Here is a 20169-nt window from a genome sequence, read left to right as displayed (position 1 = left end):
CAAAAAACCGATTTTTCTAAATCGGTTTTTTTGTGGGTAATTATTAGAAACTATTTTTCAAAAACCGCAAATAAATTTGTCCAGTCAATTTTAGAATCTAAGCGTGGAAGTCCTTTATAATCCTGAATTTCTTGAATATTTTCCATTCTAAAATCATTTTGATTCGCATAAGGAACTAAGCCTTCCTTTTTTAATTTTTTAGCCAAATATTCCTGTTCGTATTGTCCTGGTGTTGGAATAAAAAATGCTTTTTTTCGCAATTGCGCAAGATCCATTATTGTAGTGTATCCGGAACGGCAAAGGACCATTTCACTTTCGTTAAAAGCTTGTTCGAGTTCGGTAGAATTCATGAAGTTGTAATAGGTTACATTTTGTTTTACAACAATTTTCTGTTCTGATTCTACGTTTCCTTCAATGAAAATTGCATTTCCTTTGAACCGATTGATTTCGTTTTTCAAATGATTTTCCAGTATTCCTCGTTGAGGTTCAGGACCGGAGAGAATAACCAGCAAATCATATTTTTTTGGTACTAGTTTCTTTTGAAGTCGGCTCAAAGGGCCTATATATTTAGTTTTGAGGCTGATACTTTCAATATGACCTAGTTTTCCGGTTAGATTTATGGAACCTTCAAGATCCGGAACCCAGCATTCTATATATTTTTTTATAATATATTGATGTACTTTACTTGTTATCCAAGTGGTGTTTCCAGTCATGACATTCAATTGATGGGTAATAAACACGGATGGGACTTTCTTGCTATAAACTCCTAATCGATTGTCTGAAATAATACCATCTATTGCATATTGTTTAATCCAGTTTTCAATTATTTTTTTTTCTTCTAAAATAGCTCGGATCATTCTTGGACCATTCTGTATTAATTTCCATTTGAAATTGGCGCCATTTTTAGCATATTCTATTTGGTAGGAGGGAAGTTCCAGTGCTTGTACGGTAGGGAATTCTTTTTTTAGTAAAGTCAATGCAATTCCATCGGATGCAATAATGGGAGTGTAATTGTTTTCTAATAAGGCTTTGATAATGGGAATACATCTTGTTGCATGGCCTAATCCCCAATTCAATGGTGCAATTAGGATAGTCTTTTGTTTCATTTTCAAATCCATGTGCGATAAATAGGTTCGTTGTTTTTTATTTGAAAGTTAGGAAATGAACCCGTTTTGTGTATTTCGAAGGTATTACTAAACTATTAAATTATGGGGCAATTATACTTTTATAGAAAAATAAAGGCTACCCTAACAGATAGCCTTTGTGAAATATTTTATAAAAAAATTATTCTTGAATATATGTTTTATTACCGTTGGAGTTGATGTAGTATTTTCCTCCCCTAGGACCAGTATATACTTTTTTTCCATTGTATTCACCTGTTATTTTATCGGCAATTTTAGGTGCTTTTTCAGTAGTCTCTTTTAGTTTTTTTGCTGGCTTGGTAGCTGTGGCTTTCTCTTTTGCTTTTGTTGCTTTTTCTTTTACAACTTCAGTTTTTTCTTTTGCTGTCGTTGCTTTCTCTTTTGCTTTTGTTGCTTTTTCTTTTACAATTTCAGTTTTTTCTTTTGCTGTCGTTGCTTTCTCTTTTGCTTTTGTTGCTTTTTCTTTTACAACTTCAGTTTTTTCTTTTGCTGTCGTGGCTTTAGATTTAGCTTTTGCTGCTTTTTCTTTTGCTGCCGTTGCTTTAGATACTTTTTCTTTAGCAACTTCGGTTTTTTCTTTCGCTGCCGTTGCTTTTTCTTTTGTAGCATCTGCTTTTGCTTTTGCTTTTTCCTTTGCTTTAGATTTGGCTAATTTTTGTGTAGTAGCTTTAGTTGCTTTCTTTTCAGTTGCCGTTTCTTGGGAATAGGCGCTTACTGATAAAATAATAGTTAGTAACAATACAAATAATTTTTTCATAGCTTTTTTTTTATGTTTGGTTATATAAAAATAGCAAAAAAATATATTCAAAATGAATTCAAACAAATTTATCCTTTTTTGGATTAAAAATAAGCTCTCAACTGCATGCTCCCAGTATGAATGGCTTGGCTTGTTTCGCTTTTTCGACCCTGATAATTAAAGTTTATGTCTAAAAATTGCGTAATGTTTTTTTGTAAAAGCAATCTCCAAGTCAGGTTTTGCCCAGTTTGTAATCCCTCCAACATTTGAAATCCTACCGAGGAAAATTCATTTCCATCAAATTTATTTTGGTAAAAAGAAACTTCACCGTTCATCGTGAATTTTTTTGTACCTGAATAGGAAAAGGCAGTTCCAAAACGGTTTTGCAGCAGCGTTTCTGAAACTCCTATCTGATTTTCTTTCTTTTGTAACTCATAAAAGATATCCCAACTGGTGTTTTTGGAAAATAAATAACTGATTTTTGGAGCCAATTGATAACCGCTAATATCGAAGTTTTTCTCGGGGAAATTTTCAGATTCAATTGCGGTTTGAATTGTTTTGGCAAAAAAACCAAAAAGCCAGCTTTTGTGATACAAATGATTGTATTGCAATTGATGAGAACTGTTGGTAGCTTCCTGCGAACCAATGGATAATAAATTTTTGTTTTTATTTTCTAAATAAGAATACGTTATAGAATGGTTTTGTTTTCCCCGATTGTAAAACAAACTGTTTCTTAAACTGGAATTCAATCCCAGCACATTTTCATTGGAACCGCTAAACGGATTTAATTCAAAATTGGCACCGTCACTTCTCGTTTTTCGGTCGATTATAAAGGCAGTTTGATTGTAGAAATAGGAAAGTAATTTTTTGATTCCGGTTTCATTTTGCCATTGATTCGGGTTCAAAGTCAAGGATTGAGAGAACTTATTTTGATGTGTTTTTATATAAACCCGATTGGGTAAAAACACCCGAATAAATTTCGCCTGATCGATAAATGGAGCGACTTCAAATTCCTGTAATTCCTGAACTCCATTGTCATTGTAATCATTCCAAGTGTAAACGCCTTGTCCGGCTGGAACTTCGAGATACGTAAATTCCTGTTGCGGAATGGTTCCTGAATTTGTCTCGTAAACCGTGGTGCTTAAGATTAGTTGATTAAAAAAACGATCCGTGTACACGATTCTGGAATTCAATGTGGGTTCTTTTTTTCGTGTGGCATCCACGAATTCTAAGACTCTGTAATTGGCAAAGATGGACAAATCACTTTTATTGGTTTGAATTAATTTCGATTTCAGCATAAAAGTTTGGGATGAATTTACACGCTGAATGAAACTCCCGATACTTCGGTTTTGCAAGCTGTCATTGGTTCTTCTTAAATAACCTAATTCTACAAAAACCTTGGTGCTGTCACCTCTTCCGGCGAATACACCATACTCTGTAAATTTTTGGCTCAAAGCCGTAAACTGATTTGTCGTTTTATTTTTTTCCTGATTGTCCTCTAAGCGCAAGCTGGAACCGACCCAATTTTTATCGAAATGCAAACGCATCTGAGACTGGTTTCTTAAGAATTTAGAAGATAAAGTAGGTGCGTCACTTTTTAGGAAACTCCCTTGATTTTGAAAAGTCCAATTTTTTACTCGAAATAATCCATTTACAACATGCCTGCTACCCGAAAAATTTTCAGAGAAATCCAATTTTTCAAATTGATACAATAGTAATCCTTTGTTGGTGGATTTTGGTTTTGGATTCAAATCCAATTGTAATCCGGAAACTAACAGACTTTGATTTCCAATGCCAGCAGTTCCTAAATTCCAGTCCCTGTCAAATTCGATGTTATAAAGCCGCTCCACTGAACTGAAATTGTTCTGAATGAATTGGTAATTAGCGAAAGCATCCATCTGCCCTTTTTTTGAAAAAATACGCTGCTTGGTATTTATTTTTCCAGCAAGACCTTTGTTATTCGAGTCATCAATATTTGAAAATAAATTTTTATCATTATTGCTGATGCCAATTTCAAAATCAATAGCTGTTTTTTCATCTGGGTTGTATTTTCCTAAAAAGGTGGCTACTTGTACTTTTGTAGGTGCAATAAGTTGAATTATGGGTTCATAATTTCCTTGCAGAATCCCGTTTACTGGAGCAGTATATTGATAAACTCGGGTGATTGTGGCTGAATTTGTCACAATATAATTCCCGTTATTGGCTCCTACTAAAGTGAATCGAACATTGAATAATTCCTGTTGTACGTCATTTGAATATTCGAAAATTTCAACGGCATTAGCAGTCGTTTTTCGGTACAGTACTTTGTTCTCGGAGTAGGAATCTGAATAGGCGGAAGGCGCGGTCATTAAACTAGAATTATCTCCGGCATTGACTAATATTTGAGCTTGTTCCTGTGACAAATTCTGTTGTAAAGGCTGGTTTTTCAAGTCGTTTTCCGAATATAAATAGCCACCAAAACTCCATTTCTTGTTTTCATGCGTGGCTCCGGCATAGGTTACAAAACGGGTGTAATTACGGTCGGAATATTGATATTCTATAGCAATTCGCATTTCGGAAGTGATGGTGAAAAGTGGCGTAAATACAATTTCACCTGCATTATAATCAATCGTGTAATCATTGTTTTCTCCTCGTTTCAGTAAAATCCCATTGACATAAACCCGCTCTGAACCGGAAACCACCAGAACGTATAATTCACCGTTTTGCCCTTTTAATTTATACGGACCCTGATTTCCCTCTTGTCCCACAATATCACTTTTGGCATATTGACCGCGGACTAATGCAGCAGATGCAAATACATTCGTTTTGTTTTCTTCAGTTCCAAAGTTGAAATTTGTCGCCAATCCCTGTACTTTTTTGTTGAAATTCAGGAATTGGGTGTTCTTGTTTTCCAGAAAAATATCACCCGCACGGATATTCCATTCGTCGCTGAACAACTCCATGAAAACATTGTCAAACTGATCTAATTTTTGGGAATAACCACCATCCTGCAACGGAATATTACTGTCCTGAATGGAAGCTCTCAAACTTACTTTTTCGGATATTTTTCCTGTAATTTGTAAATCTAAATTGGAGTTCAAAACAGCATTTTGATTGTTTCCTATAGTCACACCACGTGTAATGCTTCCGGAAGTATTTAAACCGTCAAAAGGTACGTTTTTATTGGTATTTTTATTTCCAATAGCATACAAGTCACCTTGTCCGGCTTCATTGCTAACAACTTTTGATGCGTCATAAATGCGGTATTCTTTGGTAAGAATTTCGGGAAATTTCAAATACTGTATTGTCAGTGAATCGGATTTGAAAGCGCTGTTTTCCTTTAAAATTAAAGTTCCCTTTTCGAAATTTATTGCAAATAAAGTACTGTCAATTTGTTTGTCATTGGCGTCAAGCAATTTGAAAAAACTAGAATTAAGGCTTTCTTTTTCAATGTAAATAGTGTCGCGCGAAGGAATAATTTTTTTGGTTTTGTACAGCGAATTTATCTGCTGTGCATGAAGCCCAGAAAAACAACAGATTAGAATCCAAAAAAGTAATTTTTTCAACATAAATACTATAACTCGAAAGTATCAAAAGTAGTATTTATAAATTGATAATCAGAACTTGCGCTACGCAGAAAATATCGGAAAAAATAAATAGTAATTGTGTCAATTGCAGTTCTTGTTTTTTAATTTAAAACAATGAAAAATAGGAATCAAATTTAATTTCGATTCCCATTTCTTACTACTTGATAATAAGTGTTTACGCTTCTTTTGTCACGACTTGCATCGTTTCACGACTGACTTGTTTCAATAGTACTATTTTATTTTCTTCGACTGTTTGTGCTGCTTTGTCATCAAAATGTCTAATGGTATATAAAGTGACATTTTCGTTAAATTCAACTTTGAATTTTTTCGACAAAATAGCATTTAACGCTTTAAAATTATCGAATTTATCCTCCACACATACCGAAAAACTAATCGCTGAATTCTGGATTAAATTTACTTTTATTTTGAACTGGTGAAACAAAGCAAAAATTTCGCTGATGTTTTCTTCCATGATAAAAGAGAAATCTATAGAGGAAAGTGAGATCAAAAGTTGGTTTCTTTTGACAATAAAACAAGGTAAATAAGGTTCTAAATCCACTCCTTTAGAAACGCTTGTTCCTTTTAATAATGGATTTATAAACGATTTTACATACAAAGGAATTTCCTTTTTTTGTAAAGGCTGTAATGTTTTTGGGTGAATAACCGTTGCGCCGTAAAAAGCTAGTTCAATGGCTTCGCGATACGAAATTTGATTCAATAAACTGGCGTTTTCAAAATATCTCGGGTCGGCATTCATAACGCCTGGAACATCTTTCCAGATAGTTACGCTTTCGGCATTTAAACAATAGGCAAAAATTGCAGCGGTATAATCCGAACCTTCACGACCTAAAGTAGTGGTGAAATTATTCTCATCTGAACCCAAGAAACCTTGTGTAATATTTAGGGTTTTTCGTTTTACGTTTTTGGCAATGTTCTTTTGTGTCAATTCCCAATCTACTTCCGCATCTCGATAATTAGCATCTGTTTTTACAAAATTACGCACATCCAGCCATTGCGTTTTTATGCCCATGAAATTCATGAAATGACTGAGAATTGTTGTCGAAATTAATTCACCATAACTTACAATCTGGTCGTATACAAAATTATAATTTGGAGATTTATTATGTGTCAAAAAATATTCTAAATCAGCAAATTGTGTATTGACAGCAGCGAAAACTTCATTTTTTTCATCTTCAAATAAATCCATCAATATTTGATTGTGGTATTTTTTCACTTCTTGAACGGATGAATTTAACTCAGCTGATTTGTCGAAATAATTTTTGATTACAATTTCTAGTGCATTCGTCGTTTTCCCCATTGCAGAAACTACTAGCAATACATCCTCGTAACCCACTTTTTGTAAAACGTCGTACACGTTTTTTATTCCTGCGGCATCTTTTACAGAAGCTCCTCCAAATTTGAATACTCTCATATTTTAAACAAAAAATTGTTCTTTATTTTATTTCAATTTATTCTCTACGAAATTGGTAATTCCAAGTTCGTCCATTTGCACGACATGCCAGTCTCGTAATACTTTTGCACCTGATTTTTCGTAAAATTCAATTGCAGGAGTATTCCAGTCGAGCACATTCCATTCCACTCTTCGAACTTGGTCTTTTTTACCCTGTTTTAAAATTTCAGAGTACAAAGCATATCCTAATCCTGTGCCGCGCATATTCTCTTTTACCACTAAATCTTCTAAATGGATAGTTTTCCCTTTCCAAGTAGAATAGCGATAATAGTACAATGCTATACCCACAATTTGCTTAGCCTGTTTGCTATCGTTCGAGTCGTCTTCTATTTCAGCAACAAAAACATGAAAGAGAGGAACAGGGGCAAAACCATCTCGAATTAAATCGTCAACAGTTATAAGAACAGCATCTGGCTCTTTTTCAAATTCGGCCAACTCTTTAATTAGACCTAAAACAGCTTGCATATCTTGCGGATTTCCTCTTCTAATATTCATAAATTTTTATTTTAATGATTTAAAAACGCAATAAAACAGCCTTTTTATGTATATTTTTTGTGTTTTATTCAGCAAATATACAATACTGTCAAAGTAAATAAATAGTATTGAATTTGTTTTCACAAAAAAAACGATATTTGTGATGTCAAATTAACTACATCGATTTCGTAATGGAAGAACGCAACAAAACACTAGGAGAATTTATTATTGAAAACCAAAATGCCTTTCAATATTCGTCAGGCGAATTATCCCGAATTATCAACTCCATCCGCTTGGCTGCTAAAGTGGTCAATTATAAAGTAAACAAAGCCGGATTAGTTGATATTGTTGGTGCCGCCGGAGAACAAAACATACAAGGCGAAGACCAGCAAAAATTAGATGTTTATGCGAATGAGGTTTTCATTCAAACTTTGATTAATCGCGAAATTGTTTGTGGTATTGCCTCCGAAGAAAATGATGATTTCATTACGGTTGAGGGAAGCGATAACAGCCATAATAATAAGTATGTTGTTTTAATGGATCCGCTTGATGGTTCATCAAATATTGATGTCAATGTTTCAGTTGGAACTATATTTTCGGTTTATAGAAGAGTGACTCCCATAGGAACCCCAGTTACATTGGAAGATTTTTTACAGCCGGGAATCAATCAGGTTGCGGCAGGATACGTGATTTATGGAACTTCGACCATGTTAGTTTACACAACAGGACATGGCGTGAACGGATTTACACTGAATCCGGCAATTGGTACCTTTTATTTATCACATCCAAAAATGAAATTTCCTACTGACGGCCACATTTATTCTATTAACGAAGGGAATTATGTTCATTTTCCGCAAGGAGTAAAAAATTATATCAAATATTGCCAGTTAGAAGAAGGAGATCGACCGTATACTTCAAGATATATAGGAAGTCTGGTTTCAGATATTCACAGAAATATGATTAAAGGCGGAATTTATTTGTATCCTACGAGTTCTAAAGCTCCAAAAGGTAAATTACGATTGTTATATGAATGCAATCCATTAGCTTTTATTGCGGAACAAGCCGGGGGAAAAGCTTCTGACGGATTTAATAGAATCATGGAAATTGAACCGACAGCTTTGCATGAACGCGCTCCTTTTTTCTGCGGAAGCTACAATATGGTAGAAAAAGCCGAAGAATTTATGCATAAAGCAGAATTAAGTAAGTACTAGAAACAAAAAAAGCTTCCGTTTTTAGCGGAAGCTTTTTTCAAAAATTTTGTCTTACTTGTTCATGTTTTTCATTTCGAAAACAAAAGTGTCTAAATCCACTTCTTTATCCACTAATTTAAGCGCTTTGTCAACGATGTAATCTACGTTTTCAGTATTAAAGCCTAAGCCTACACCAATTTTTCTAAGCATTACTTCTTGTTTGTCACCTAAATGATGATCTACATGCACAATACGGGCTAGATCATACAAGCGCTCCATTCTTTGTTCGTATAAATAAGGAGGATTGATTGGGTAATTTAAAGGGTTCTCTAAAATTTCCTCATATTCTGCTTGAGAAATTTCTAATCGAATTGCCAGTTTGTCTAAAAATGCTTTTTCTTCAGGAGAAAACTTCCCGTCAGTAAGCGCTACGCGTACAATTGATGCAAAATGACCTTTATTTCTTTGTTTGAATTCGCTATCAAATAAATCTGAAAATGACATAGTTATTGGTTTTATATCTTACAAAGATAAATCTATTTTTAAATTAATTATTTTAATTTTGTTTAATTTTTTTTCGAATACTATTGTCAATTCTGGTTGTTTGTAGTTAAAAATGCTAGGTCAATATTTTCCTAAAGCTGCGTTTGTATGTAACTCATTTAGCATCTGAAAGTGTTTTCATAAAAGCGACTAATGATTTTTGCTCCGCCAAAGACAAGTTGAGTTTGTCTGAAGGTAAGGTTTGATTTTCTACAGCAATACCATTTCCTTCGCCGCCACCTTCATTATAAAAAGTCACAACTTCTTCTAAAGTTTTAAAAACGCCATTATGCATATACGGCCCCGTTTGTGTAATGTTTCGGAGTGTTGGCGTTTTAAAGGCATGTTTCAGTTGTGCCATTTTGTATTGTGTAAATCGCCCTAAGTCTTGATCTATGATTTTTCCGTTTTTGGTTTGAGGAGTTCCTATTACTTCTTGCTCTGTTTTTTTATAAATAGGCGGTACTGTTCCATTAAACAATGGGATAAAATGACAAGTAGCACATTTAGCTTTTCCTGCAAAGAGATTAAATCCTAGTTTTTCTTCCGTTGAAAAAGTAGTAGAAGTACCCGAAAAGTACTGATCAAACTTAGAGTTGAATTTATTTAAGGAACGAACATAACTCGCTATTGCGTTTTGCAATTGCCATTCGTCTAATTTTTTGACAGTAGGAAAAGCATTTTTAATTAATTTTTTATAGGCTGAATCGCCTTGAATTCGGGTTAAATTGTCTTTTAAATTTCCATGCATTTCATCTTTATTTTGAATAACATCCAGACTTTGTTTCTCTAAATCAGGTTGTCTCATGTCCCAAAATTGAGCATTTTGTAATGAGGCATACGTAAGAGTAGGAGTGTTTCTAGGTAAGCTAATTCCGTTTAAGGATCGATTTGTTTTTTGTCCGTCTGTGAATGCTAGTTCCGGATTGTGACACGTAGCGCAATTGCGTCTCCTATCTTTTGAAAGGGAGGAGTCATAAAATAATTTTTTGCCAAGATCAGCTTTTGCTCTAGAATACGCATACTCCTGTGACGGAATAAAAGCGTTGACATTAAACGTATTTTTTTCAAAAAGTGTTTTTGCATCTGGATTGATGGCATTTGTCTTTGCAACATTTTTAATAGTGTTGTCTTGTTGAAACTGAACTAGCTTCTCGGATATTGGATTTAAATATTCTTTAATAAACGTAGCGCGATCAAAGGAGTTGAAATTGGTATTCGAATCGCAAAAGGTATTGGCTTGGTCTATCAAATCAAAAAGTAAGGCTTTTGTTTTTGAATTATGTGTATTTAATTTTTCAAGTACTGCTTTCAAAGAATATAAACTGGCTTTAGCTTCTGGGATGGATTGATTGGCAATTGGCGAATCGAAACCTGTTATGCCAAGAGTTAGTATGCGGTATACTTCCATTTTGCTAGCATCAATAACATAATCAGGGCTGATAGTGATTACAGATAAATGTTCTTTGACTTGTGCAATTAAACCTTTTAAAACGGCAATTTCTCTTTTTAAAGTTCTGGAATTACTGGAGGAGTAATGTGGGTAAATAAGTTCTTCAATAACTTGAAAACCACTTGGCGACAAGAATTTGTTTTCTTCTACTTCTAATTCATCGAGAGCTGGACCGTTGATAAATCGCGCTGGATCTGGTGTGAAATATTCAACAGCCCATTCTATTTTTTTGTAAGCAATTCGACTTGTTTCAAATGATTTTTGTAGTTGATTTTGATTTGGATTTTCGTTTGCAACCTTTTCAAATGCACGTACTTCTTGGTTCAGTTTTTCTAAATTAGATAACAGCTCTTCTTGAATGGTTAAACTAGTATATTGCTTTTGGCAAGAAAAAAATAGCAGGAATAGGGGCAGCAGTTTTAATAACGGTTTCATGTTATGGTTTTTATTATATACAAAAGCAACCCAAAATTTCGGGTTGCTTTTATACCAATAGTTGAGGTAATTATCGTTGTACGTTTCGGATGATTATGGTTTGACCACCTTCTTTATTTGTATTTAAACCACTACCGTCTGCATTTAAAAAAGCATCTTTTTGCCATGTATGAGGATGTATGTTTACGATAAATGTATTAGGAACACCAATTACATCTGAGATGTCTTCCATTGCGCCATATTCCCAACTTCCAAAACGCAATTCATTGGTTTGGTTGTATGCTGTATTCCATGCTGCATCGGTTCTTTTGTGATTCATTGTTAACCAAGGTTTGTTCACTTTTGAGGCGATGTTGTACTGCCAGATATAGGAATCATGTTGTGCGGCAGTGTAGAATGAATCTCCGTCTTCTTGTGTATAGACAAAGTTTTCGGTAACACATATATTATCAGGATTGATAATTCCTGTTCCCGGAGTTGAATCACCTTCAATAACTAATTCTAATTTACCAATAAGTGGGTTGGTATCGTTTAATACTAATTTATACACACGACCCCACATAGTGAATCCGGCTACGGGAGCATTTGAACTTGCTTGACCCGTTGCAGTAAAGTACAATTCTCTATTGTTTTTAGCAGATCCTTTTCTGTAATCTACATCTTCAACTCTAGAGAAACGAATGGCTCCTAAATTGTTAACTGTTGTGTTGATTACCGCACCGGTTAAGTTTTTTGCGTTTGGAATCTCTACAAATGATACGTCAAATGAGGACCCTATGTTCATAGCTGTTTCTACTTGGTTACCATCGTTTCTTTTCAACGCATACAGTTTACCGTTAGTTAAATCGCCAACAGTTGAACTCATATACATAATAACCTGTCCAGCACTTGCGTGAGAAGTCGCATAGGACTGATCTTCTCCAATTACAATTACCGTTTTTCCAGGGTAAGCATCCTTAGTAAGTGGCACCGCGTTTTCCATACTCGCTTTTCCTAATGCTGGTAAAACTCGGTCTGTTCTGTTTTTCATACTTGTAAGTCCTAACGGATCAATACCATGAACCATACTTTCCTCACCACTTTCTCCAGCAGTTAAAAATAAAGGCCCAAATCCATGAATTGCAGGTGAAGCTAAAGTTGCTGAACATAATCGGGTTAATCCGCCCACTGCGTCAACAATATAATCTCCTTTTATAGGTTTAAGGGTTTTATCAAAATAAACTCTTGATACGGATTTTAATATTTCATGATTGGTAATCATAATGTAACCATCGCCTGCAGGATCTTTCATAAATCCAGCACCGTCTGGTTGAGCACCGTAAATAAATGATGGTGATTGTGCTAAAACATCTGAACTGCTTAATAAGGATGTAATCTGCAAGTTTTCAAAACCTTCTTTTGCTACTGCTAATGCTGGAACTGCAGAAACATTTGAGAAATTAATGGAGGTGTTTAAAGCAGGTGTTTCATTGTTGTCGTCTTGACACCCTACCACTGTAGCAAGCAGAAGCGATGATAATGCTATTTTTTTTAAATAATGCTGTTTCATGATAATCTAGATTTGTTTGTTCGATTACAAAACTATTGTAACAAACCGGATCTTAGTTTAGGTCAATATTGTAGATTCATCAATAAAATGTTACAGTATTATTAACACATCGTAAACCTGTTAATTTAAGGTAAAATTAAGATTACTGTTTGATTTGTAAGATTTATATATTTCAATAGCCATTTTTTTCTATATTCATTGGGAGTGTTGACGGTTTTGTTGCTGCCTGTGATTGTTAGCATTGTACTCAGTTCTTTCATTTCAATGCTATTGCCTCGCTAGATCATGACGCTAGTAAAGCAACGTCATATAACAGGTGTTGTGAGCATTACTTTTGGATGATAAACATGCCTTTATTTGGTTTCCTATATTCGTTTTTTAAGGAAGTAGTTGTATGATTTTCATCCAATTTATTAAAAATTCTAAGGATGGATTTTCAAAATTAATCGTAAGTTTACAACCCCTTTATCAACCTAATAAATTACCCATGTCAGAATTTTGGATTTACTTTCAAATAGGATTAAAACACGTTTTAGATATTCATGCTTATGATCATGTTTTATTTTTAATTGCGCTCGCCATTCCGTTTTCCTTCAAGGATTGGAAGCGAGTTGTACTTTTGGTTACCCTTTTTACTATTGGTCACACGATGGCTTTAATGCTTTCCGTTTTTGGTATAATTGCCATAAAAGTGAATGTGGTCGAATTATTAATTCCAATAACGATTCTAATAACTGCATTGTTTAATCTTTTTACGGCAGGAAAATCAAGCAAGAAAGAAAGTATAAATGTGGTATTTTTTATCACACTTTTCTTTGGAATTATTCATGGATTGGGTTTTTCAAATTATTTTAAATCGATTCTTGGCGGAGATGCTACTTCTAAAGTTTTACCATTATCCGAGTTTGCACTTGGAATAGAAGCGGCTCAAATTGTAGTGGTTTTTGTAGTTTTGATAGTGTCGTATATTGTTCAAACCGTTTTCAGATTCTCAAAACGCGATTGGACTTTAGTAATGTCGGCATTCATAATAGGAGTAGTGATACCATTAATTATAGAAAGTGAAATCTGGATTAGATAAAATGAACGAAAAAAAATTAAATAAATACGATAAAGCGTACCTTAGAATCGCCAAAGAATGGAGTTTGCTTTCCTACTGTAAACGCAAACAAGTTGGTGCGATTATTGTGCGTGATAGAATGATAATCTCGGACGGATACAACGGAACGCCAACCGGTTTTGAGAATTGCTGTGAAGATGAAGAAGGATTAACGCGTTGGGATGTTTTACATGCTGAAGCAAATGCGATTCTGAAAGTGGCGCGGTCAACGCAATCCTGCGAGGGTGCTACTTTATATATTACACTTTCACCATGCAAGGAATGCAGCAAATTAATTCATCAATCCGGAATAAAAAGAGTGGTCTATCATAATGGATATCGGGATGATTCCGGCATTCAGTTTTTGATAAAAGCAGGAGTAGAGGTGGAACACATTGCAATTTTAGAAGAATAAATGAACTTTAATACAAAATATTTACCCATTCTTATTTTTTCAACACTTGCTTTAGGTGTTGTCTTGGGTGGAATGTTGAATTTTCCTAACACAGCTGATTATCTTGTCAAAAACAATTCGAAAAGCAAGCTGAACAAACTCATTGATTTTATCGATAATGAATACGTGGATGATGTTAATACGGATTCTATTGTAAATCTTACTGTCGATAATATCTTGGCACAACTTGACCCGCATTCCGTATATATTCCGCCAAGTGAGCAGCAAGAAGTGATGGAAAGCATGAAGGGCAACTTCGTGGGAATAGGGGTGAATTTTTATATGTATAAAGATTCCGTAGCGGTAATAAAACCTGTTGCAGACGGCCCTTCGGCAAAAGCTGGGATAAAGGCTGGCGATAGGATTTTGTATGCCGATAAAACAAAATTATTTGGACGTAAATTACCCACTGACAGTTTATATTCTAAACTAAAAGGAACTGTGGGTTCTGATATTGAACTAACGATTTACAGAAAATCCGAAGGCAAAAAAATTAAAGTAAAAATTAAACGGGATATAATTCCACTAAAAAGTGTTGATGTCGCTTTGCTTTTGGGGAATAAAACCGGTTATATAAAAATAAACAGATTTGCCGAAACTACTTATAAAGAGTTCATGGAAGGTTTGTCTAAAATTAAGCAACAAGGAGCTAAAGCACTCATTATCGATGTTCGGGATAACGGTGGCGGATATATGGAAGAAGCGATTGCCATTGCCGATGAATTGTTGGCGGATAAACAACTGATTGTTTTCACCAAGAATAAAAACGGAAATATTGATAAAACATTTGCCACTGCTAAAGGGAATTTTGAAAAAGGGAATGTTTTCGTCCTAATCAATGAAAACAGCGCTTCAGCAAGTGAGATTCTTGCCGGTGCGATCCAGGATAATGACAGAGGAACCATTGTAGGCCGCCGCTCTTTTGGAAAAGGATTGGTACAGCGCGAAATGGATTTTGCAGATGGTTCAGCCGTTCGATTGACAATTGCCAGATATTACACACCAACAGGTCGTTCAATTCAAAAGCCCTATTCTAAAGGAAATGAAGCTTATTTCAAAGAATCAGAAGCGCGTTATGGAAATGGGGAATTGTATGAAAAAGACAGTATCAAAGTCACTGATACAATAAAATTCAAAACTAAAAAAGGGAAAATTGTATATGGCGGTGGCGGAATTGTTCCGGATGTTTTTGTGCCACTCGAAGTGGAACACGGAAATGAAAGTACCGTTTATTTATTACAATCTGGAATCGTGGGTAATTTTGTTTTTGAGCAATTGGATAAGAATAGAAGCGTTTTCAAAGGGCTGTCTTTCGAACAGTTTCAAACTAAAATGAATGCCACTGATTTGTATTTCAATGCATTTCAAAAATTTATTCTGGGAAATGGTTTGGAGCTCAATTTTGATAAAAGTAAAGCTTTGGTAAAACGCTATTTAACGGCAGAGTTTGCCCGACAAATATATGGTGAGAGCTATTATTATGAAATTGTATTGCCCGAAGACGCTATGGTGAAAAGAGTTTTGAGTCAGAAATAAACTGGAATATAGTAGAATTTGGATTCTATATTATGGAGATAATAAATAGTTTAGAATTGAACGACTAAGATCCATTCATTTTTTTTACCGAATACTGTCGTGGGCGTGAGTCTGAATTCCATCATTCCATAAAGTAAGAATGTCTGTTGCAACTGCAGCGCCACTTCCGGAAGCAATCGCCAGTTGACTTCTCCAGCCAGCTAAAGTTCCCATCACATAAATCCCATCAGCAACTTTGTGGTCGTTGTTTTTGAGTTGTATTCGTTGTTTTTCGGGAAGTGATTTTTGATGTGGTTCTAGATATTCCATTAAACCTTCGATCGCAAAAGTGTTTGCTGAACCAATTCCAATAGCAATTATACTCGTTTGGTAGCTTTTTTTATTAGTAGTCACTGTAAATTCAGGATAACTGCCTTCTATTTTAAGTACTTTTTCATTGGGAATTTGCACAATGTGCGGATACGTTTCTGAAAGATGTGTGATGCTGTCTTTCATCAAATCAGCGCCCAATGTTCCCGGAGGAATTCCGTATGCATTGTTAAATAATGCTTCTTGAAGAGAAGATGTTTTTTGATGAGTAAAAATGCCAATTTTTTTATTGGCAACAAAAGATTTGTTTTTGGCAGAACCTAAAACAAGTGAACATGACATTCCTGAAACGCCACCACCTAAAATAAGTACATCAAACAAAACGATTACTTTTCGTTAGTTTTTTCCTCAATTCTTTTTGAAATTCTAAAGATTAACAGAATCATTACAGCACAAAAAGAAGCTGCGATTCCAATAAAAGCAACTACACTTTCTCCTTGAAATGGATTTCTAAAATCCAGCAAAGTAACATTAAAAAGGATTAGAGCGATTGCTAAAAACACCAATATATTAGTGAAAATTTTCATAGTACGTTATTGTTTTTGTTTTGAAATAAAAAAATAGTTGGGACAGTAGTTTTTAAATTGGAATGAAATTGATAAAAAATCTAATTAATTTTGTAGCATTAAATTAGGGGGTAAATTTATGAAAATTTAATTTAGACAAACAAACCTTTAACATTCGCAGCGAATAATTTAACAGCAATTGCAAGCAGTACAACTCCAAAAGTCTTGCGGATGACTCCAAGTCCATTCTCTCCTAGCATTTTTTCAATTTTAGAAGAAGATTTCAAAACGATATATACTAAAATGATGTTCAAAATTATGGCAATAACGATATTAATAGTGTAAAACTGCGATCGTAATGAAAGTAAAGTTGTCATGGTCCCGGCGCCGGCAATCAAAGGAAATGCTAACGGAACTATGGAGGCGGAACTGGCTTCTTCATCACGATAAATCCTGATTCCTAAAATCATTTCCAACGCCAAAAAGAATAAGACAAAAGATCCTGCAACTGCAAATGAATTGACGTCGATGCCAATTAGTTTTAAAAGTTCTTCACCTGCAAAAAGGAAAACAATCATGATTACAGCGGCAACAATAGATGCTTTTTCAGATTCAATGTGTCCGTGTTTTGCTCTTAAATCAACAATTATCGGGATCGATCCCACAATGTCAATTACGGCAAAAAGTACCATTCCTACTGTGATTATTTCTCTAATGTCGAATTCCATAATTTGCTTGTTTGTTTACTGCAAAAGTATAGAATTTAGTTTGGTTATGGACTACGTTGATTTTTTATTTATGGACGTAATTCATTCTTTGTTTTTATTTAATAATTAGTGTTTTTTATTTTTTAAAAAAGTATAAGTATCTGATAATCAATTTGTAAATTTGTTATTAATTTAAAATTCACAGCGATGAAAACGATACGATGGGTTTTTAGTGTAGTGCTGATGTTTCTTTTTGTAAATACTACAGAAGCGCAAATTTTGAAAAAATTTCAGAAAAAAATTCAAGATAATCTAACGCAAAAAGCAGTTGATAAAAGTACAGACACAACTGACGAAGAGGAGCAGCAAATAATGAATAAAACATTGAATGCTGATGTGATGGCAATGGCGTACGGAAAAAACAAAGTAGACCCTGCTTTGGTTCCGGATTCTTATTCGTTCAGTTGGAAATATTCTTTGGAGATTCAGAGTGAAAATGAAAAGGCGATGATTATGGATTATTTTTTAGAGCCTAATGCGGAATATTTTGGTTTCAAAATGGGAGAATCAGGTGAGATGTTTATGGTAATTGACAGCAGAAATAAGTTGATGATTACTGCTTTTGAACAAGAAAAAGAAAAGGTTGCTATGGCTTCTAAAATGCTTGATTACTCCGAAATGACATCAAAAGAAAATCAAAGTGACGGATTTTCATACAGGTCGCTACCCAATAAAATAATTATGGGTTATAGTTGTAAGGGAATTGAAGCCACAAGTACGGATTATGTGATGGTATTTTATTATACAAATGAGGCCAAAGTGAGTTTTTCGGATATGTTTAGATCTCAGCAAAGACAGAAAACTCCGGATGTTTTAAAACGCTATTTTAAAACCGGAGACCGACCTTTGATGATGACAATGAGTATGAAAGACTTGAAAGATAAAGGAAAGATCACCACCATGAAATGTGTTGTTTTAGAAAAAAATTCTCGTGAATTTCTAAAATCAGACTATAAATTCATGTAAATTATTTTTTAATTTCTTCTATTTTGTTTTCGAATTTTATGATTTGCTGAGGTGCTTTTTTGAATTTCTTTGAATACCTTTGCAAAATGTTTCAACTAGGAAAAACCATCGTCTCAGAAGACTTACTCGAAAAAGATTTTGTTTGCAATTTGACCGCTTGTAAAGGCGCTTGCTGTGTAGACGGCGACGCTGGAGCGCCATTAAGTTTGGAGGAAACTAAAATCCTCGAATCTATTTATCCAAAGGTCAAACCCTTTTTGCGCAAGCAGGGAATTGCTGCTATTGAAGCGCAAGGAACTTGGGTCAAAGGAACCGATGGTGATCTTGAAACACCATTAATCGATGATAAAGATTGCGCTTACGTAATTTTTGATGGTAAAACGGCTTTATGCGGTATCGAACAAGCGTACAACCAAGGAATAATCGACTGGAAAAAACCGGTTTCTTGTCATCTTTATCCTGTGCGTGTGAAAGATTTTACGGAATTTGCCGCTGTTAATTATGACAAATGGGATATTTGTGATCCAGCGTGTTCTTTAGGTCAGGAGTTAGAAGTTCCGGTTTATAAATTTGTCAAAGAAGCTTTAGTAAGAAGGTTTGGAGAGGATTGGTATGCCGAGCTTGAGACAGTTGCCGAGGAACATAAAAATAATTCAAAATAGAATAAAAAAATCTTGTTTTCTATTTTAAAAATCCTATATTTTACAGTACTTTACACTATTTTTTAGATTTTAATAAACTGATTTACAGTTTTTTATAATTTGAATATAAAATCTATTTATTTTTCCTTTTGTTAAAAACTATGGCTTATTGTGGATAAGTTTGGCTTTTAATTTCATCAATATTTCGCAATCTTTGTAACTCTCAAAACGGAATTTATTTCGTTAAAATTTCAAAAAAAACAAACTACTATAATGGCACAACTTGAACCAATTTTACAAGAGAATAAAAATCGTTTCGTGATTTTTCCAATCAAACACCATGATATTTGGGAATTTTATAAAAGTATGGAAGCCAGTTTCTGGACTGCTGAAGAAATCGATTTGTCACAAGATTTAAATGACTGGAATAACAAACTTTCGGAAGATGAGCGTTATTTTGTAAAACACATTTTGGCATTTTTCGCAGCGTCAGATGGAATTGTAAATGAAAATCTAGCTGAGAATTTTGTGAACGAAGTGCAATATGCAGAAGCAAAATTCTTTTACGGGTTCCAAATCATGATGGAAAACATTCACAGTGAAACGTATTCGTTATTGATTGATACTTATGTGAAAGATGAAGTGGAGAAAGATGAATTGTTCAATGCGTTAGAAGTTTTTCCGGCAATTAAGAAAAAAGCGGATTGGGCTTTGAAATGGATTGAATCAGATTCGTTTGCAGAACGTTTGATTGCTTTTGCAGCGGTGGAAGGAATTTTCTTTTCGGGAGCATTTTGTTCTATTTACTGGTTGAAAAAACGTGGATTAATGCCAGGATTGACATTTTCTAACGAATTGATTTCGCGTGATGAAGGGGTTCACTGTGATTTTGCGGTGCATTTACACAACCACCACTTGGTAAATAAAGTGCCAAAAGAAAGAATCAGAAGTATCATTGTAGACGCTTTGAATATTGAAAGAGAATTTATCACCGAATCGCTTCCAGTGAGTTTGATAGGGATGAATGCGGTATTGATGACGCAATATTTAGAATTTGTTGCTGATAGATTATTGGTCGAATTAGGTTGCGAAAGAGAATACAATACTACAAATCCGTTTGATTTTATGGATATGATTTCACTTCAAGGAAAAACAAACTTCTTTGAAAAGAAAGTGGCCGAATATCAAAAAGCAGGTGTTATGAATACCGATGAGGATGCTCAGAAAATATCTTTTGACGCTGATTTTTGATTTTTTTAAACCATTAAGGAA

At 34.4% G+C, this 20169-nt stretch carries 18 protein-coding genes; 7 read left to right on the top strand and 11 right to left on the bottom strand.

Features of this window, described 5'->3' with window-relative positions; all coding sequences use genetic code 11:
- Nucleotides 1-50 precede the first annotated feature (50 nt).
- The 5 genes from DR871_RS02760 to DR871_RS02740 all read right to left on the bottom strand — a co-directional run bounded on the left by DR871_RS02760 (nucleotide 51) and on the right by DR871_RS02740 (nucleotide 7410).
- Nucleotides 51-1106, bottom strand: coding sequence for a glycosyltransferase (locus tag DR871_RS02760; protein WP_242497067.1), 1056 nt, complete (start codon nucleotides 1104-1106; stop codon nucleotides 51-53).
- A 178-nt stretch (nucleotides 1107-1284) separates the two neighbouring features.
- Nucleotides 1285-1899: a hypothetical protein gene (locus tag DR871_RS16390; protein ID WP_165355299.1), complete on the bottom strand. Its 615-nt coding sequence runs from the start codon at nucleotides 1897-1899 to the stop codon at nucleotides 1285-1287.
- An 83-nt stretch (nucleotides 1900-1982) separates the two neighbouring features.
- Nucleotides 1983-5426 (bottom strand): hypothetical protein, encoded by a 3444-nt coding sequence (locus tag DR871_RS02750; protein ID WP_113664952.1) that lies wholly within the window; start codon nucleotides 5424-5426, stop codon nucleotides 1983-1985.
- 193 nt (nucleotides 5427-5619) lie between these two features.
- On the bottom strand, nucleotides 5620-6876 hold the full coding sequence (locus DR871_RS02745; protein WP_113664953.1) for an aspartate kinase: 1257 nt from the start codon (nucleotides 6874-6876) through the stop codon (nucleotides 5620-5622).
- 27 nt (nucleotides 6877-6903) lie between these two features.
- A complete protein-coding gene (locus tag DR871_RS02740; RefSeq protein ID WP_113664954.1) occupies nucleotides 6904-7410 on the bottom strand; it encodes a GNAT family N-acetyltransferase in 507 nt (168 codons plus the stop codon).
- Between the two features lie 170 nt (nucleotides 7411-7580).
- On the opposite strand from DR871_RS02740, the gene fbp reads away from it, so the two are divergent.
- Complete coding sequence (gene fbp, locus DR871_RS02735) at nucleotides 7581-8600, top strand: class 1 fructose-bisphosphatase (protein ID WP_113664955.1); 1020 nt, start codon at nucleotides 7581-7583, stop codon at nucleotides 8598-8600.
- Between the two features lie 51 nt (nucleotides 8601-8651).
- Here the strand turns inward: fbp and DR871_RS02730 are convergent, their stop codons facing one another.
- The 3 genes from DR871_RS02730 to DR871_RS02720 form a co-directional block, all read right to left on the bottom strand.
- A complete protein-coding gene (locus DR871_RS02730) occupies nucleotides 8652-9083 on the bottom strand; it encodes a tellurite resistance TerB family protein (RefSeq protein ID WP_113664956.1) in 432 nt (143 codons plus the stop codon).
- 154 nt (nucleotides 9084-9237) lie between these two features.
- A complete protein-coding gene (locus tag DR871_RS02725) occupies nucleotides 9238-11010 on the bottom strand; it encodes a cytochrome-c peroxidase (RefSeq protein ID WP_113664957.1) in 1773 nt (590 codons plus the stop codon).
- Nucleotides 11011-11080: 70 nt separating this feature from the next.
- Nucleotides 11081-12559 (bottom strand): PhoX family protein, encoded by a 1479-nt coding sequence (locus tag DR871_RS02720; RefSeq protein WP_113664958.1) that lies wholly within the window; start codon nucleotides 12557-12559, stop codon nucleotides 11081-11083.
- A gap of 487 nt (nucleotides 12560-13046) precedes the next feature.
- Here DR871_RS02720 and DR871_RS02715 point away from each other — a divergent pair, with 487 nt between their 5' ends.
- From DR871_RS02715 to DR871_RS02705, 3 genes are read left to right on the top strand one after another with little or no spacing between them, the layout of a single operon-like run.
- Nucleotides 13047-13640, top strand: a complete 594-nt coding sequence (locus DR871_RS02715) for a HupE/UreJ family protein (RefSeq protein ID WP_113665471.1) — start codon at nucleotides 13047-13049, stop codon at nucleotides 13638-13640.
- Nucleotide 13641: 1 nt separating this feature from the next.
- Nucleotides 13642-14073, top strand: coding sequence for a deoxycytidylate deaminase (locus DR871_RS02710; protein WP_113634092.1), 432 nt, complete (start codon nucleotides 13642-13644; stop codon nucleotides 14071-14073).
- Nucleotides 14074-15648 carry a S41 family peptidase gene (locus DR871_RS02705; protein WP_113664959.1) on the top strand — a complete coding sequence of 525 codons (1575 nt, stop codon included), beginning with the start codon at nucleotides 14074-14076 and terminating at the stop codon, nucleotides 15646-15648.
- Between the two features lie 84 nt (nucleotides 15649-15732).
- Here the strand turns inward: DR871_RS02705 and DR871_RS02700 are convergent, their stop codons facing one another.
- The 3 genes from DR871_RS02700 to DR871_RS02690 form a co-directional block, all read right to left on the bottom strand.
- The gene (locus tag DR871_RS02700) at nucleotides 15733-16338 is read right to left on the bottom strand and encodes an FAD-dependent oxidoreductase (protein ID WP_113664960.1); all 606 of its coding nucleotides are present in this window, start codon (nucleotides 16336-16338) and stop codon (nucleotides 15733-15735) included.
- Between the two features lie 5 nt (nucleotides 16339-16343).
- Nucleotides 16344-16544 (bottom strand): hypothetical protein, encoded by a 201-nt coding sequence (locus tag DR871_RS02695; RefSeq protein ID WP_113634088.1) that lies wholly within the window; start codon nucleotides 16542-16544, stop codon nucleotides 16344-16346.
- 131 nt (nucleotides 16545-16675) lie between these two features.
- Entirely contained in the window at nucleotides 16676-17251 is a 576-nt protein-coding gene (locus DR871_RS02690) for a MarC family protein (RefSeq protein WP_371807562.1), read from the bottom strand.
- Between the two features lie 186 nt (nucleotides 17252-17437).
- Here DR871_RS02690 and DR871_RS02685 point away from each other — a divergent pair, with 186 nt between their 5' ends.
- From DR871_RS02685 to DR871_RS02675, 3 genes are all read left to right on the top strand, one after another.
- Nucleotides 17438-18256 carry a hypothetical protein gene (locus DR871_RS02685; protein WP_113664962.1) on the top strand — a complete coding sequence of 273 codons (819 nt, stop codon included), beginning with the start codon at nucleotides 17438-17440 and terminating at the stop codon, nucleotides 18254-18256.
- An 86-nt stretch (nucleotides 18257-18342) separates the two neighbouring features.
- The gene (locus DR871_RS02680; protein ID WP_113634085.1) at nucleotides 18343-18918 is read left to right on the top strand and encodes a DUF3109 family protein; all 576 of its coding nucleotides are present in this window, start codon (nucleotides 18343-18345) and stop codon (nucleotides 18916-18918) included.
- A 252-nt stretch (nucleotides 18919-19170) separates the two neighbouring features.
- Nucleotides 19171-20148 (top strand): ribonucleotide-diphosphate reductase subunit beta, encoded by a 978-nt coding sequence (locus tag DR871_RS02675; RefSeq protein ID WP_113664963.1) that lies wholly within the window; start codon nucleotides 19171-19173, stop codon nucleotides 20146-20148.
- Nucleotides 20149-20169: the final 21 nt, after the last annotated feature.

Source organism: Flavobacterium petrolei, assembly GCF_003314435.2.
Lineage (GTDB): Bacteria > Bacteroidota > Bacteroidia > Flavobacteriales > Flavobacteriaceae > Flavobacterium > Flavobacterium petrolei.
Note: the sequence above shows the minus strand (reverse complement) of the source record. Positions and strands in the feature narration are given on the sequence as shown.

What these genes read in the sequence shown, in the direction of transcription:
- DR871_RS02760 (WP_242497067.1), bottom strand. Translation starts at nt 1,106, where the DNA reads ATGAAACAAAAGACTATCCTAATTGCACCATTGAATTGGGGATTAGGC.
- DR871_RS16390 (WP_165355299.1), bottom strand. Translation starts at nt 1,899, where the DNA reads ATGAAAAAATTATTTGTATTGTTACTAACTATTATTTTATCAGTAAGC.
- DR871_RS02750 (WP_113664952.1), bottom strand. Translation starts at nt 5,426, where the DNA reads ATGTTGAAAAAATTACTTTTTTGGATTCTAATCTGTTGTTTTTCTGGG.
- DR871_RS02745 (WP_113664953.1), bottom strand. Translation starts at nt 6,876, where the DNA reads ATGAGAGTATTCAAATTTGGAGGAGCTTCTGTAAAAGATGCCGCAGGA.
- DR871_RS02740 (WP_113664954.1), bottom strand. Translation starts at nt 7,410, where the DNA reads ATGAATATTAGAAGAGGAAATCCGCAAGATATGCAAGCTGTTTTAGGT.
- fbp (WP_113664955.1), top strand. Translation starts at nt 7,581, where the DNA reads ATGGAAGAACGCAACAAAACACTAGGAGAATTTATTATTGAAAACCAA.
- DR871_RS02730 (WP_113664956.1), bottom strand. Translation starts at nt 9,083, where the DNA reads ATGTCATTTTCAGATTTATTTGATAGCGAATTCAAACAAAGAAATAAA.
- DR871_RS02725 (WP_113664957.1), bottom strand. Translation starts at nt 11,010, where the DNA reads ATGAAACCGTTATTAAAACTGCTGCCCCTATTCCTGCTATTTTTTTCT.
- DR871_RS02720 (WP_113664958.1), bottom strand. Translation starts at nt 12,559, where the DNA reads ATGAAACAGCATTATTTAAAAAAAATAGCATTATCATCGCTTCTGCTT.
- DR871_RS02715 (WP_113665471.1), top strand. Translation starts at nt 13,047, where the DNA reads ATGTCAGAATTTTGGATTTACTTTCAAATAGGATTAAAACACGTTTTA.
- DR871_RS02710 (WP_113634092.1), top strand. Translation starts at nt 13,642, where the DNA reads ATGAACGAAAAAAAATTAAATAAATACGATAAAGCGTACCTTAGAATC.
- DR871_RS02705 (WP_113664959.1), top strand. Translation starts at nt 14,074, where the DNA reads ATGAACTTTAATACAAAATATTTACCCATTCTTATTTTTTCAACACTT.
- DR871_RS02695 (WP_113634088.1), bottom strand. Translation starts at nt 16,544, where the DNA reads ATGAAAATTTTCACTAATATATTGGTGTTTTTAGCAATCGCTCTAATC.
- DR871_RS02690 (WP_371807562.1), bottom strand. Translation starts at nt 17,251, where the DNA reads ATGGAATTCGACATTAGAGAAATAATCACAGTAGGAATGGTACTTTTT.
- DR871_RS02685 (WP_113664962.1), top strand. Translation starts at nt 17,438, where the DNA reads ATGAAAACGATACGATGGGTTTTTAGTGTAGTGCTGATGTTTCTTTTT.
- DR871_RS02680 (WP_113634085.1), top strand. Translation starts at nt 18,343, where the DNA reads ATGTTTCAACTAGGAAAAACCATCGTCTCAGAAGACTTACTCGAAAAA.
- DR871_RS02675 (WP_113664963.1), top strand. Translation starts at nt 19,171, where the DNA reads ATGGCACAACTTGAACCAATTTTACAAGAGAATAAAAATCGTTTCGTG.